Raw genomic sequence first — 13,187 nt, 5'->3', positions numbered from 1 at the left:
AACCAGACCATCGATCCACCGTCAACCCGCTGACCTGGGAATCCCTCTTCCCCGGGCTGTGCATGAGAAATTCTTCACACACAGGCGAGTGGCCCGGCCCACACACCCGCTCGGCGTAGTCGCTCACAATTGCGAGTAATGATCCCTAGGGGCTGGCACCTCTTACCTGTGGATGAGTAGCCTGGAGCCCATGACCCTGCCCTCCACCGATCGCCGCCGACACGACCGGGAGATCCTCTCCCTGGCGGTCCCGGCCTTCGGCGCCCTGGTCGCCGAGCCGCTCTTCCTGATGGCCGACTCGGCGATCGTCGGCCATCTCGGCACCTCCCAGCTGGCCGGGGTCGGCGTCGCCTCCGCCGCCCTCACCACCGCCACCGGGGTGTTCGTCTTCCTCGCCTACGCCACCACGGCCGCGGTGGCCCGCCGGATCGGCGCCGGCGACCGCCGGGCCGCCATCCAGCAGGGCATCGACGGCATCTGGCTGGCGCTGGCCCTGGCCCTCGGCGTGGTCGCCCTGACCCTGCTGCTGGCCCCCTGGATGGCCGGGGTGCTGGGCGCCTCGGACACCGCCGCCCCGTACGCCGTGACCTATCTGCGGATCAGCGCGCTCGGCATCCCGGCGATGCTGATGGTGATGGCGGCCACCGGCGTGCTGCGCGGACTCCAGGACACCCGCACCCCGCTGCTGGTGGCCATCGCGGGGTTCGCCGCCAACCTCGCGCTGAACGCCGGCCTGGTGTACGGCGCCGGGCTCGGCGTGGCCGGCTCCGCCTGGGGCACCGTGCTGGCACAGACCGGGATGGCCGCCGCCTACCTCTTCGTGGTGGTCCGCGGCGCCCGCCGGGAGCGCGCCTCGCTCCGGCCCGACCCGGCCGGCATCCGGGCCTGCGCCAGGGCGGGCGGTCCGCTGATGGTCCGCACCCTGAGTCTGCGGGCCATCCTGATGATCGCCACCGCGGTCGCCGCCGGGCTCGGCGACAAGGAGATAGCGGCCCACCAGATCGCCATGACGCTGTTCCTCTTCGTCGCCTTCGCCCTGGACGCCATCGCGATCGCCGGCCAGGCCATCATCGGCCGCTACCTGGGCGCCGCGGACGTCCCGGGGGCCAGGGCGGCCACCCGCCGGATGGTCGAGTGGGGGATCGGCTCGGGCGTACTGCTCGGGCTGCTGGTGGTGGTCGCCCGGCCGCTGTACGTGCCGCTGTTCACCCCCGACCCGGCGGTGCAGGCGCAGCTGAACTCCGTCCTGCTGCTGCTCGCGCTCTGCCAGCCGGTCTCCGGCCTGGTGTTCGTGCTGGACGGCGTGCTGATGGGCGCCGGGGACGGCACCTTCCTGGCCTGGGCGATGGTCGCCACCCTCGCGGTCTTCGCCCCGGTGGCCCTCGCCGTGCCCGCGCTCGGCGGCGGGCTGGCCGGGCTCTGGTGGGCGATGAACCTCTTCATGCTGGTGCGCGGCGGGTTCCTGTGGTGGCGCGCCCGCGGCGGCCGGTGGCTGGTGACCGGAGCCGTCCGCGCCTGAGCGGGCCCGCCCCGGAAACGACCGAGGGCCGGACTCCCCCGAAGGGGAGCCCGGCCCTCAGGCCACTGCTACTGAACGGACTCAGGCAGCGACGACGGCGACGTCGAGGTTGGCCTGGACGTCGGCGTGCAGCTTGACCGAGACCTTGTGGGTGCCCACGGTCTTGATCGGCGAGGCGATCGCGACGGCGCGCTTGTCCACGGCCGGGCCGCCGGCGGCCTTGATGGCCTCGACGACATCGGCCTGGGTGACCGAGCCGAACAGACGGCCGGCCTCGCCCGAGCGAACGGCCAGCTTGACCTGGACGCCCTCGAGCTTGCCCTTGACCTCGGTAGCGGCCTCGAGCGTCTGGATCTCGTGGATCTTGCGGGCGCGACGGATCGCGTCGACGTCCTTCTGGCCGCCCTTGGTCCAGCGGATGGCGAAGCCACGCGGGACCAGGAAGTTGCGGGCGTAGCCGTCCTTGACCTCGACGACCTCGCCGGCGGAGCCGAGACCCGGCACCTCGTGCGTGAGGATGATCTTCATTACTTGGTCACCCTCTCTTAGCGCGCGGTGCTGGTGTAGGGCAGCAGCGCCATCTCACGGCTGTTCTTCACGGCCGTGGCGACGTCACGCTGGTGCTGGGTGCAGTTGCCGGTGACCCGGCGGGCACGGATCTTGCCACGGTCGGAGATGAACTTCCGCAGCAGGTTCGTGTCCTTGTAGTCAACGTAGTTGACCTTGTCCTTGCAGAAGACGCAAACCTTCTTCTTCGGCTTGCGAGCAGGCGGCTTCGCCATTGTGTGCTCCATTTGGGGTTCACGGCCCGGCTGGCGTCTCACGACGCCGGCCGCCGGGCCGCACGAAATCTGTCAGCTCTTAGAACGGGGGCTCTTCCGAGAAACCGCCGCCGGACGGGGCGCCCCAGCTGCCGCCACCCTGGTTTCCACCAGAGGGAGCGCTGGAAGCCCACGGGTCGTCGGACGGGCCGGACTGGCCGCCACCGGAGTTTCCACCCCAGTTGCCGCCGCCCTGCTGGCCGCCACCGCCGCCCCAGTTACCGCCCTGGCCGCCGCCGCCCTGCTGGCCGCCGCCGAAGCCGCCGCCACCGGGAGCACCGGACCGGTTGGCCCGGGTGACCTTCGCGGTCGCCGAGCGCAGGCTCGGACCGACCTCGTCGACCTCGACCTCGAAGACCGTCCGCTTCTCGCCTTCCTTGGTCTCGTAAGACCGCTGGCGCAGTCGGCCCTGCACGATGACGCGCATGCCGCGCTGCAGCGACTCGGCGACGTTCTCCGCCGGCTGCCGCCAGACGTTGCACGTGAGGAAGAGGCTCTCGCCGTCCTTCCACTCGTTCGTCTGACGGTCGAAGGTGCGGGGGGTGGACGCGATGCGGAACTTCGCGACCGCCGCACCCGACGGGGTGAAGCGCAGCTCGGGGTCGTCGACGAGATTGCCGACGAGGGTGATGACGGTCTCGCCTGCCATGGTGGTGATGACCTCTCCGGAAGAGTTCCGTTCACCGCTGTTTCACGTGAAACAGCGGACGCGAGCTACCCGAGGCCCGAGGGCCTCAGAGGTGGCTCAGTGGGTGTCCGGGCGCAGGACCTTGGTCCGGAGAACCGACTCGCTCAGGCCAAGCTGGCGGTCGAGCTCCTTGACGACCTCAGGCGTGGCCTTGAGGTCGATGACCGAGTAGATGCCCTCGGACTGCTTGTTGATCTCGTAAGCCAGACGGCGACGGCCCCAGGTGTCGACCTTCTCCACCTTGCCGCCGCCATTGCGGACGACGGTGAGGAAGTTCTCGATCAGGGGGGCGACAGCGCGCTCCTCAACCGAGGGGTCGAGGATGACCATCAGCTCGTAGTGACGCATGTGTAACCCACCTCCTTTGGACTCAGCGGCCACGGTCTCTCCGTGGCAGGAGGGTTGTGCAGCGTCGGCACCGGAGTAGTGACGACACCGGCTCACCGTAGCGGCCGGGTCCGACACTCGGGCCCCATCGACCCGGAAGAGGGCGCAAGGGGGCACAACTACACCAGTGCAGACCGCACAGCCTACCCGCACCCGTACGGCCGAACAAAATGCATAGGGGTTGTGATCCATGCCCCAACCGCCGCAATCTGGACGGAACGGGTTTCCTGCTCGTTCGTCTCCTCGCCTGGAGGTGGGTCTCATGGCCCAGTCCATCCACCGGTTCCCCGCCCTCACCCTGAACACCGACGGCCACCGGCACCCCCGAGAGAACGCCCTGGTCGGCGTCACCGCCGTACTGGGCCTGCTGGCCTTCACAACCTCGTTCTTCCACGGTCTCCATGTGCTGAGCTCCTGGAGCGGGCTCTTCGGCGTCGTCACCGGTCTCTGGGGGCAGTTCGTCTCCGTGACCACGGCCGAGCGCTTCGTCCTGATCATCTCGCTCGTCGCCTCGGCCTTCGGCCTCTACCTGGGTCTGGCCCGGGGCGGTCTCTGGGGCTAGGGCCTGCTCCGCCAGGCCCCGGCCCCGTCCTTCCACGCGGAACCCCTGGCGCCCCCGTCGCGTACCTACCTAAGGGCAGGAAGGCGCCGGGGGCGCCGCCGCGCCCACAGCCGAAGAGGTGCCGGAGGATAAAGTCACCCCCGGGAACCTGGGGCCCACCGAGCCCGACCGACGAGGAGCACCGAGCATGAGCCTGCGCCTGAGGACGATCACCCGCGAGGAGCACCTCGCCTTCATCAGGAGCCGCGCCTCGGCCAGCCACATGCAGGTGCCGTCCTGGGGCGATGTGAAGGCCGAGTGGCGCACCGAGTCGATCGGCTGGATCGACGACTCCGGTCAGATCGTCGGCGCCGGCCTGGTGCTCTACCGCCAGCTCCCGAAGGTCAAGCGCTACCTGGCCTACCTGCCCGAGGGCCCGGTGATCGACTGGTTCGACCGCGACCTGGACCGCTGGCTGTCGCCGATGCTGGCGCACCTGAAGTCGCAGGGCGCCTTCTCGGTGAAGATGGGCCCGCCGGTGGTGATCCGGCGCTGGAACGCGCCGACCATCAAGGAGGCCATCGCCGGCAAGCAGGCCAAGCGCCTGCGCGACATCGAGGCCGACTGGTACGAGCCGCGCGCCTTCGAGGTGGCCGACCGGCTGCGCAAGGCGGGCTGGCTGCAGGGCGAGGACGGCGGCGCCGGCTTCGGCGACGTGCAGCCGCGCTACGTGTTCCAGGTGCCGCTGGCCAACCGCTCGCTGGACGACATCCAGAAGGGCTTCAACCAGCTCTGGCGCCGCAACATCAAGAAGGCCGAGAAGTCCGGCGTCGAGGTCGTCCAGGGCGGCTACGACGAGCTGCCGATCTTCCACCAGCTGTACCTGGTGACGGCCGAGCGCGACCGCTTCACCCCGCGCCCGCTGGCCTACTTCCAGCGGATGTGGAAGGCCCTCACCGCCGAGGACCCGAACCGCATGCGGCTCTACATCGCCTACCACGAGGGCGAGCCGCTGGCCGCGACCACGATGCTGGTGGTCGGCGAGCACGTCTGGTACTCCTACGGCGCCTCGGCCAACCACAAGCGCGAGGTCAAGCCGTCCAACGCCATCCAGTGGCGGATGATGCGCGACTCCTACGCCCTCGGCGGCGGGGTGTACGACCTGCGCGGCATCAGCGACACGCTGGACGAGAACGACCACCTGTTCGGCCTGATCCAGTTCAAGGTCGGCACCGGCGGCCAGGCCGCCGAGTACCTCGGCGAGTGGGACTTCCCGCTCAACAAGCTGCTGCACAAGGCGCTCGACCTCTACATGTCGCGCCGCTGAGCCGCTTGCGCCCCGCCGTGCCCCTCACCCCCTGGGAGATGACCCGATGACGCTGTCGCTCTACCTCGACACCGACCGCTGGCGCACCCACCAGCGCACCGTCCTGGCCGAGTTCCCCGGCCTGGTGCCGGTGGCGAAGGGCAACGGCTACGGCCTGGGCAACCACCGGCTGGCCGAGGAGGCGACCCTGCTGGGCACCGGCGTGCTGGCCGTCGGCACCGCCTACGAGGCGGCGGACGCCGCCGACTGGTACGGCGGCGAGCTGCTGGTGCTCACCCCGTACCGGGTCGGCGAGGAGGTGCTGCCGCTGCCGCACGCCCGGGTGATCCGGACGGTGGCGAACCTGGCCGGGCTGCGGGCGCTGCACGGCGCCCGGGTCGTGGTGGAGTGCATGACCACCATGCGCCGGCACGGGGTGGGCGCGGCCGACCTGCCCGCCGTCGCCGCCGAGCTGGACGGCGTCTCCTTCGAGGGCCTGGCCCTGCACCTGCCGATGGACCGCCCGGACGGCTCGGACCCGGTCGACGAGGTGGCGTACTGGGTGGACACCGCCCGGGCCGCCGGCGTGCCGGTGCACACCGTGTTCGTCAGCCACCTCGGCGCGGCGGGCATGGGGCAGCTGGCCCAGCGCTACCCGGACACCGTCTTCCGGGCCCGGATCGGCACCCGGCTCTGGCTGGGCGACCACGGGGCGCTGGAGGTCCGGGCGACGGTGCTGGACGTCACCCCGGTCGTCAAGGGCGACCGCTACGGCTACCGCCAGCACCCGGCGCCTTCCGACGGCCACCTGGTGGTGGCGGCCGGCGGCACCGCGCACGGCATCGGCCTGGAGGCGCCGAAGTACGTCCAGAGCATGTCCTCCCGGGCCAAGGGCATCGCCCGGGCCGGGCTGGCGACGGTCAACAAGACCAAGTCGCCGTACAACTGGTCCGGCAAGCAGCTCTGGTTCGCCGAGCCGCCGCACATGCAGGTCTCCCTGCTGTTCCTGGACAACGAGACCAAGCCGCCGGTCGTGGGCGACGAGCTCGCCCTACAGGTCCGGCACACCACCACGCACTTCGACCGCGTGGTGGACCGCTAGGCCCGTGGCCCAGGCCCCGTCGGTCGGACCGGCCCGAGGGCCCGTCCGACCGGGGGTCCGCCCTACCGTTCGGTGCTGTCGGCCGGTTCCGGCGCGGTCGGCTCGTCCAGCCACTGCTCGGGACCGGCCGGCGCGTATCCGGCGTAGGTCGCCTCCTCCTTCAGCTGCCGGGCGGTGCCCAGCACGAAGACGTCCGGCGCGTGGTCCAGCACTCCGCCGGACGGGTCGTCGCTGCCGTCCCAGCGCACCGGGTCGCGGTCGGGCAGCAGGATGTCCCGGATCACCACCCCGCACAGGTAGAGCGTTCCGAGCAGGTGCAGGACGATCGCGAAGTGGTACCAGGACTCGCCGATGCCCTGCTGCTTGGCGCCGGTGACGAAGCCCAGGTGGGACCAGATGCCGAGGGTGTACAGCACCTCGCAGGCCTGCCAGATCAGGAAGTCCCGCCAGCGCGGCCGGGCCAGCACCGCGAACGGGATCAGCCAGAGCACGTACTGCGGCGAGTAGACCTTGTTGGCCAGCACGAACGCGGCCACCACCAGGAAGGCGAGCTGCGCGAAGCGCGGGCGGCGGGGCGCCGAGAGGGCCAGCCAGCCGATCCCCAGGCAGCAGAGCACCATCAGCACCGCGATGAAGGTGTCCAGGTTCTCCAGCCCGACGCCGCGGGTCTGCATCAGGATCAGCCAGAAGGACCCGTAGTCCTCCTTGCGGTGCTTGCTGAAGACGTAGAAGGTCGACCAGCCCTGCCAGTTGGCCATCATGATCGGCAGGTTGACCAGCACCCAGGCGCCGACCGCGCCGCCCAGCATCGCCCGGAACTCGCGCCACCGGCCTGCCCGCCAGCAGAGCAGCAGCAGCGGGCCGATCAGCAGCACCGGGTAGAGCTTGGCGGCGGTGGCCAGGCCGATGAAGACACCGGCCCAGACCGGGCGGGAGCCGGACCACCAGGCCATCGCGACGGCGGCCAGCGCGACCGCCAGCAGGTCCCAGTTGACGGTGGAGTTCAGCAGCAGGCAGGGGGCGAGCGCGAACAGCAGGGCGTCCCAGGGGCGCCGGCGGTGGGTGCGCGACAGGGCGACCACCGCGACCACCGCGCAGGCCATCAGCAGGCCCGCGTTGATCGCCCAGAACCACTGCTCCTGGCTCTGGGTACCGCCGCCGCCGGGCGTCAGCCAGGCCGCCACCTGCATGAACAGACCGGTCAGCACCGGGTATTCGAGGAACTGGAGGTCACCCGAGGTGCCCGGGATCCGGTCGATGTACGGGTGCAGGCCGGCCGCGAAGCCGCGTCCGGAGAACAGGTGCGGGATGTCGCTGTAACAGGCGTGCACGTACTGCGGCGATCCGGGCTGGAACCAGGCGGTGTTGTAGCAGGGCAGCTTCTGCGCCATGCCCAGCACCGAGACCACGATCACCACCAGCGCGAGGAAGCGCGCCGGCACCCACCAGGAGACGCCCAACAGGGCGCGCCGGCCGGGCGGGCCGCCGATCACCTCGCTTCCGGCCGCCGCGACCGGATCCTCGTCCGCCGGGACGACCACGGTGTTGGCCGGCGGGGCGGGCGGTCCGGCCGGGTCCTCGGCGGGCGCCGCCAGGACGGGCCCGGCGGCCTCGACAGGCCCGGTCTGGCCGACGGATTCGTCACGCGCGCTCGACGTCATGCCGGACATCCTGCCGCACCTCCCCCACCAGGACGAGGAGGCCCCCTGAGCGGCACGGGACCGGTCCGGCGAATCATGACGAAACGGCGGTGGCGCCCCTCTGTGGAGGGGCGCCACCGCCGTTCGGAACCGTTCACCGCCGATCGTCAGGGTGCCATGCCCTGCTGGGCGCCGCTGCTCGCCGACGGCGAGGTGGTCGGCTTCGGCGGCTTGGTGCTGGTCGGGCTGGGATCGCTGGTCGACGCGGACGGGGAGGGCTGCTGGGAGGGGCACAGCCCGGGGATGAGGCAGCTGGGCGAGGCTCCGCCACCGCCGCCACCGCCACCGCCGCCACCCGGGTGGGTCGACTTGGTCTGCGTCGGGGTCGGCACGGTACCCGGGCAGTCCACGCCGGGCACGCAGGCCGGCGGCTGGGTCTGCGTCGGCTGCTGCGGCTGCGGCTGCTGCGGCTGCTGGGCGCCCGGGTCCGGGGCGGTGGTCGCCGCGGACTCCGTCATCGTCGGCGAGGGCGAGGCGCTCGCGGTGCTCGGCGCGCCCGAGGAGTCCACCTGGCTGCCGACCGGCTGCGGGGCGGGGAAGTCCATCTTCTTCTCGTTGGCCAGGGCGACCTTCATGTACCGGGTGAAGATGTCCGTCGGGGTGTCACCACCGTGGATCGAGTCCTTGCCGCCGGTGCCGTTGAGCGAGAGCCGCTCGTGCTTGGTCGGGTCCTCGCGCCACATCGCGACGCTGGTGGCCAGCTGCGGGGTGTAGCCGACCCACCAGGCCGACTTGTTCTGGTCGGTGGTACCGGTCTTGCCGGCCACCGGGCGGCCCAGCGTGTTGCTCAGCTTGCCGGTACCGTTCTTGGCCACGTTCACCAGCACGTCGGTGACGTTGTCCGCGACGGCCGGCTCCAGCGCCTGCTTCAGCTCGGGCTTGCCGAAGCCGGCCAGCTCCTTGCCGCTGACCTCGACCTTGGTCACCGAGTAGGGGTCGGCCTGCTTGCCGCTGGCCGCCAGGGTCGCGTAGGAGTCGGCCATCCGGATCGGGCTCACGGTGGAGGTGCCGAGCGCGAAGGTCGGCGTCTTGGGGTCGGCGAAGCTCTCCTTGCGCACGCCCATCGCCTCCGCGATGTTGGCCACGTTCTGACCCCCGACGTCCTGGTTGAGCTGGACGAACGGCACGTTGTACGAGTACTGCATGGCCTGCCGCAGCGAGACGTAGCCGCGCTTGCCGCTGTCCTCGTTCTTCTGCCGGTAGGGCTTGCCGTCGTCGCCGATCACCAGCGAGCCGTCCGGCTTGTGGATCTCGGACTTGTCGTCGGAGAGGTAGCGGCTGTCCGCGTTGATCCGCTTCGGCTTGCCCTGCTCGTCGGTCGAGGTCTGCACGCCGATCTGCATCGCGGCGGCCAGTACGAAGGGCTTGAAGGTCGAGCCGACCTGGACGCCCTTGGCGTCCGCGTTGTTGTCGAAGTGCTGGTTCTCCACACCGTCGCCGCCGTATATGGCGACGACCGCGCCGTCGCCGGGGCGGACGCTGGCGGCACCGAACTGGACCCAGTTGTCCTGCTCGGGGCGCTTCTGAAGGTTGAGCGTCTCGCCCTTGACGTCGTCCACGGCCTTCTTGAGGGCGTCGACCTTGTCCTTCTCGAAGGTCGTGTAGATCTTGAAGCCGCCCTTGTCGATCGCCCGCGCGTCGATCTTGGGGTCCTTGCTCATGACGTACTTGTTGGCGGTGTCGACCAGGTAGCTGATCTCACCGTTCATGTTGGACGGCGGCTGGACCTTGATCGGCTCCGGGAACGTGGTGCACTTGGCCCGCTCCTCGGGGGTGGCGTTCTTGGTCTCCACCATCCGCTTCAGGATCCAGTTCCAGCGCTCCTCGGCGCGCTCGTGGTTGCCCTTGAGCGACGGGTCGTAGAGCCCCGCACCCTTGAGCAGCCCGGCCAGCATCGCGCTCTGGCAGAGGTCCAGGTCCTTGGCGTTGACGCCGTAGTACGCCTGCGCGGCGGCCTGGGCGCCCTCCGCACCGCGACCGAACCAGCTGGTGTTGAGGTAGCCCTTCAGGATGTCGGGCTTCTCGGTCGTCTGGTTGATCTTCAGGGTGATGAAGAACTCCTTCACCTTGCGGTCAAGGGTCTGCTCCTGGGTGAGGTACGCGTTCTTGACGTACTGCTGGGTGATCGTCGAGGCGCCCTGCGTCTCGCCGCCCGTGGCCATGTTGTAGACGGCGCGCATCATGCCCACGGGGTCGATGCCGCTGTCGGTGCGGAAGGTCGAGTTCTCCGCCGCGATCACGGCGTTCTGCAGGTTGGGGCTGATGTCCGCGAGCTCGACGATCTGGCGGTTGGCCTCGCCCTTGCGGGTCATCTCCGAGCCGTCGGCCCAGTAGTAGATGTTGTTCTGACCCTTCACCAGGTCCTTGAGCGGAGGGACGGTGGTGCTCTGGTAGATGAAGAACACCCCGCCGACGCAGACCGCGAAGACCAGCAGGAACGCGGAGAGCCACTGCCGCCAGGACGGCAGCCAGCGGCGGACGCCCTGCTTGCCGAAGCGCGGGTAGTCGATGAAGCGCTTCTTGCCGGGCGGGCCCGGCTTGCCGCCCCGGCCCGCCGGAGCCGCCGCCGCACCCGCGGCGCCGCGCTTGCCGCCCTTCTGACCCGCCTTGCGCATCTCGGCACGGGTCATCCGGGGCTGCTGGGCGGTTTCCCGGCCCCCCGAGGAGCGCCGCCCGCCGAGTCCGCCCGAGCTGAGCTCGTCGCCTCCGGCCCCGACCGGGCGGCCGTTGTCACCCGGAGGCTGTCCGCCGCCGCCGTCGGGCGACCTTCGCCGTCGTTCGCTCATGTTTCCAGCTACTCCTCGCCAGGCCGTCGAGCCTGAAGGCACGGTTCACGTCCAATGCCCGCAACCGCCCTAACCCCGGAGGTGGTCCTCGTGCACACGCGACAGCGTACGCAGCCGAGATATCCACCTAATCGGGCATCAGGCACCAAACGCCACAAATGGGCGGCAGATCATTACACGGCCGTTGCCAAGCACACCCGCGCGTCGCCTTGTGATCACATTCACGCGTGCCCCCCTTGCCCCTTCGAGGACCCAGGTTTACTGTTCTCGATATATCGAGCCGATACATCGGAACGGCATACCTCCGGATACGGCGGTACCGCGGTCCGGCCGGGAGGAAGGAGGACGACGGCATTGAGCAGGCGCTCAGGAGTGCTGGAGTTCGCCGTTCTCGGTCTGCTGCATGACGCACCGATGCACGGATACGAGCTGCGCAAGCGGCTCAACGTCCTGCTCGGCTCGTTCCGCGCGTTCTCCTACGGGACGCTCTACCCGTGTCTGAAGAGCCTGGTGGCCCAGGGTTTCCTGGTCGAGGACAACCCGGACGTCGCGTACGTCCCGGCCACCGCGCTCAACGGCAAGCGGTCCAAGATCGTCTACCGGCTCTCCCCCGAGGGCAAGCAGCGCTTCGAGGAACTGCTGGCCGACTCCGGCCCCGACGCCTGGGAGGACGAGCACTTCGGCGTCCACTTCGCGTTCTTCGGCCAGACCGACCGGGCGGTACGGATGCGCGTCCTGGAGGGGCGCCGCAGCCGGCTGGAGGAGCGCCTGGAGCGGATGCGCAACTCGCTCGCCCGGGCCCGCGAGCGGTTCGACGACTACACCGTCGAGCTGCAGCGGCACGGACTGGAGTCGGTGGAGCGCGAGGTCCGGTGGCTCAACGAGCTGATCGAGACCGAGCGGGCCAACCGCACCGGCCGCCCCGGGGCCCCCACCGGCGGGCCCAACACCGCAACACCCCCCACGACTTCGGACGGCCGTGGCCAGGAGGACGGGTCCTCGGACCCGCCCGGGCCACCGTACGACCGCCCGGGGCGCTCCGCCCAGGAGCGCTGACACCGCGTCAGCCCTGTGCCACGCGGCAGGAGTGGGCGCCTCGCGCGCCCGTCACAGCAGTCATCGAAGAAGCAGGACGAGCACCGCCGAGTCTCGGCGGCGCTCATGAGATCACAGGGAGCAACCGGAATGGGTTCGGTTCGCGTAGCCATCGTTGGCGTGGGCAACTGCGCCGCCTCGCTGGTGCAGGGTGTCGAGTACTACAAGGACGCCGACCCGGCCGGCAGGGTCCCCGGGCTGATGCACGTCCAGTTCGGTGACTACCACGTCAGCGACGTGGAGTTCGTCGCCGCGTTCGACGTCGACGCCAAGAAGGTCGGCTTCGACCTGGCCGACGCCATCGGCAACAGCGAGAACAACACCATCAAGATCTGCGACGTGCCGCCGACCGGCGTCACCGTCCAGCGCGGCCACACCCTCGACGGCCTGGGTAAGTACTACCGGGAGACCATCGAGGAGTCCGACGAGGCCCCGGTCGACGTCGTCCAGGCCCTCAAGGACCAGCAGGTCGACGTCCTGGTCTGCTACCTGCCCGTCGGCTCCGAGGCCGCGGCCAAGTTCTACGCCCAGTGCGCCATCGACGCCAAGGTCGCCTTCGTGAACGCCCTGCCGGTGTTCATCGCGGGCACCAAGGAGTGGGCGGACAAGTTCACCGAGGCCGGCGTGCCGATCGTCGGTGACGACATCAAGTCCCAGGTCGGCGCCACCATCACGCACCGCGTGATGGCCAAGCTGTTCGAGGACCGCGGTGTCGTCCTCGAGCGCACCATGCAGCTGAACGTCGGCGGCAACATGGACTTCAAGAACATGCTCGAGCGCGAGCGCCTGGAGTCCAAGAAGATCTCCAAGACCCAGGCCGTCACCTCGCAGATCCGCGACCGTGAGCTGGGCGCCAAGAACGTCCACATCGGCCCGTCCGACTACGTGGCGTGGCTCGACGACCGCAAGTGGGCCTACGTCCGCCTTGAGGGTCGCGCGTTCGGCGACGTCCCGCTGAACCTGGAGTACAAGCTCGAGGTCTGGGACTCCCCGAACTCCGCCGGTGTCATCATCGACGCCGTGCGCGCCGCGAAGATCGCCAAGGACCGCGGCATCGGCGGCCCGATCCTGTCGGCGTCCTCGTACTTCATGAAGTCCCCGCCGGTCCAGTACTTCGACGACGAGGCCCGCGAGAACGTCGAGAAGTTCATCAGCGGCGAGGTCGAGCGCTGAGCATCGGGCTGACTGCTCGTAAGCTCTGAACGGACCCATGGTCTTGGACCATGGGTCCGTTCACCTTTT

At 69.9% G+C, this 13,187-nt stretch carries 12 protein-coding genes; 6 read left to right on the top strand and 6 right to left on the bottom strand.

Annotated elements, in window-relative coordinates; all coding sequences use genetic code 11:
- The first annotated feature begins 190 nt into the window (after nucleotides 1-190).
- A complete protein-coding gene (locus tag ACIGZJ_RS08845; RefSeq protein ID WP_396456578.1) occupies nucleotides 191-1,519 on the top strand; it encodes an MATE family efflux transporter in 1,329 nt (442 codons plus the stop codon).
- 81 nt (nucleotides 1,520-1,600) lie between these two features.
- On the opposite strand, the gene rplI is transcribed toward ACIGZJ_RS08845, so the two are convergent.
- The 4 genes from rplI to rpsF form a co-directional block, all read right to left on the bottom strand.
- Nucleotides 1,601-2,047 carry a 50S ribosomal protein L9 gene (rplI, locus tag ACIGZJ_RS08840; protein WP_209415674.1) on the bottom strand — a complete coding sequence of 149 codons (447 nt, stop codon included), beginning with the start codon at nucleotides 2,045-2,047 and terminating at the stop codon, nucleotides 1,601-1,603.
- A 17-nt stretch (nucleotides 2,048-2,064) separates the two neighbouring features.
- Nucleotides 2,065-2,301, bottom strand: a complete 237-nt coding sequence (gene rpsR, locus ACIGZJ_RS08835) for a 30S ribosomal protein S18 (RefSeq protein WP_030304537.1) — start codon at nucleotides 2,299-2,301, stop codon at nucleotides 2,065-2,067.
- 79 nt (nucleotides 2,302-2,380) lie between these two features.
- Nucleotides 2,381-2,989 carry a single-stranded DNA-binding protein gene (locus tag ACIGZJ_RS08830; RefSeq protein WP_392930329.1) on the bottom strand — a complete coding sequence of 203 codons (609 nt, stop codon included), beginning with the start codon at nucleotides 2,987-2,989 and terminating at the stop codon, nucleotides 2,381-2,383.
- Nucleotides 2,990-3,085: 96 nt separating this feature from the next.
- Nucleotides 3,086-3,376, bottom strand: coding sequence for a 30S ribosomal protein S6 (gene rpsF, locus ACIGZJ_RS08825; protein WP_148643846.1), 291 nt, complete (start codon nucleotides 3,374-3,376; stop codon nucleotides 3,086-3,088).
- Nucleotides 3,377-3,677: 301 nt separating this feature from the next.
- Here rpsF and ACIGZJ_RS08820 point away from each other — a divergent pair, with 301 nt between their 5' ends.
- The 3 genes from ACIGZJ_RS08820 (at nucleotide 3,678) to ACIGZJ_RS08810 (ending at nucleotide 6,364) form a co-directional block, all read left to right on the top strand.
- Complete coding sequence (locus ACIGZJ_RS08820) at nucleotides 3,678-3,977, top strand: hypothetical protein (protein ID WP_396456577.1); 300 nt, start codon at nucleotides 3,678-3,680, stop codon at nucleotides 3,975-3,977.
- Nucleotides 3,978-4,164: 187 nt separating this feature from the next.
- Nucleotides 4,165-5,283 carry a lipid II:glycine glycyltransferase FemX gene (locus tag ACIGZJ_RS08815; protein ID WP_392930324.1) on the top strand — a complete coding sequence of 373 codons (1,119 nt, stop codon included), beginning with the start codon at nucleotides 4,165-4,167 and terminating at the stop codon, nucleotides 5,281-5,283.
- 46 nt (nucleotides 5,284-5,329) lie between these two features.
- Nucleotides 5,330-6,364: an alanine racemase gene (locus ACIGZJ_RS08810; RefSeq protein ID WP_387947623.1), complete on the top strand. Its 1,035-nt coding sequence runs from the start codon at nucleotides 5,330-5,332 to the stop codon at nucleotides 6,362-6,364.
- 62 nt (nucleotides 6,365-6,426) lie between these two features.
- Here ACIGZJ_RS08810 and ACIGZJ_RS08805 read toward each other — a convergent pair whose 3' ends face one another.
- Both ACIGZJ_RS08805 and ACIGZJ_RS08800 read right to left on the bottom strand, forming a co-directional pair.
- Nucleotides 6,427-8,025: a glycosyltransferase family 87 protein gene (locus ACIGZJ_RS08805; protein WP_396456576.1), complete on the bottom strand. Its 1,599-nt coding sequence runs from the start codon at nucleotides 8,023-8,025 to the stop codon at nucleotides 6,427-6,429.
- A 146-nt stretch (nucleotides 8,026-8,171) separates the two neighbouring features.
- On the bottom strand, nucleotides 8,172-10,850 hold the full coding sequence (locus ACIGZJ_RS08800) for a transglycosylase domain-containing protein (protein WP_396456575.1): 2,679 nt from the start codon (nucleotides 10,848-10,850) through the stop codon (nucleotides 8,172-8,174).
- A 354-nt stretch (nucleotides 10,851-11,204) separates the two neighbouring features.
- Here ACIGZJ_RS08800 and ACIGZJ_RS08795 point away from each other — a divergent pair, with 354 nt between their 5' ends.
- Both ACIGZJ_RS08795 and ACIGZJ_RS08790 read left to right on the top strand, forming a co-directional pair.
- Entirely contained in the window at nucleotides 11,205-11,906 is a 702-nt protein-coding gene (locus ACIGZJ_RS08795; protein WP_396456574.1) for a helix-turn-helix transcriptional regulator, read from the top strand.
- Nucleotides 11,907-12,035: 129 nt separating this feature from the next.
- A complete protein-coding gene (locus ACIGZJ_RS08790; protein ID WP_396456573.1) occupies nucleotides 12,036-13,118 on the top strand; it encodes an inositol-3-phosphate synthase in 1,083 nt (360 codons plus the stop codon).
- Nucleotides 13,119-13,187: the final 69 nt, after the last annotated feature.

The sequence above is a fragment of the Kitasatospora sp. NPDC052868 genome (assembly GCF_044547105.1).
GTDB lineage: Bacteria > Actinomycetota > Actinomycetes > Streptomycetales > Streptomycetaceae > Kitasatospora.
This window is presented reverse-complemented; position numbering and strand designations above follow the sequence as displayed.

Excerpts from the sequence above, each read along its gene's own strand:
- ACIGZJ_RS08810 (WP_387947623.1), top strand. The coding sequence starts at position 5,330 with ATGACGCTGTCGCTCTACCTCGACACCGACCGCTGGCGCACCCACCAG.
- ACIGZJ_RS08845 (WP_396456578.1), top strand. The coding sequence starts at position 191 with ATGACCCTGCCCTCCACCGATCGCCGCCGACACGACCGGGAGATCCTC.
- ACIGZJ_RS08790 (WP_396456573.1), top strand. The coding sequence starts at position 12,036 with ATGGGTTCGGTTCGCGTAGCCATCGTTGGCGTGGGCAACTGCGCCGCC.
- ACIGZJ_RS08805 (WP_396456576.1), bottom strand. The coding sequence starts at position 8,025 with ATGACGTCGAGCGCGCGTGACGAATCCGTCGGCCAGACCGGGCCTGTC.
- rpsR (WP_030304537.1), bottom strand. The coding sequence starts at position 2,301 with ATGGCGAAGCCGCCTGCTCGCAAGCCGAAGAAGAAGGTTTGCGTCTTC.
- rplI (WP_209415674.1), bottom strand. The coding sequence starts at position 2,047 with ATGAAGATCATCCTCACGCACGAGGTGCCGGGTCTCGGCTCCGCCGGC.
- ACIGZJ_RS08800 (WP_396456575.1), bottom strand. The coding sequence starts at position 10,850 with ATGAGCGAACGACGGCGAAGGTCGCCCGACGGCGGCGGCGGACAGCCT.
- ACIGZJ_RS08815 (WP_392930324.1), top strand. The coding sequence starts at position 4,165 with ATGAGCCTGCGCCTGAGGACGATCACCCGCGAGGAGCACCTCGCCTTC.
- ACIGZJ_RS08820 (WP_396456577.1), top strand. The coding sequence starts at position 3,678 with ATGGCCCAGTCCATCCACCGGTTCCCCGCCCTCACCCTGAACACCGAC.
- rpsF (WP_148643846.1), bottom strand. The coding sequence starts at position 3,376 with ATGCGTCACTACGAGCTGATGGTCATCCTCGACCCCTCGGTTGAGGAG.
- ACIGZJ_RS08830 (WP_392930329.1), bottom strand. The coding sequence starts at position 2,989 with ATGGCAGGCGAGACCGTCATCACCCTCGTCGGCAATCTCGTCGACGAC.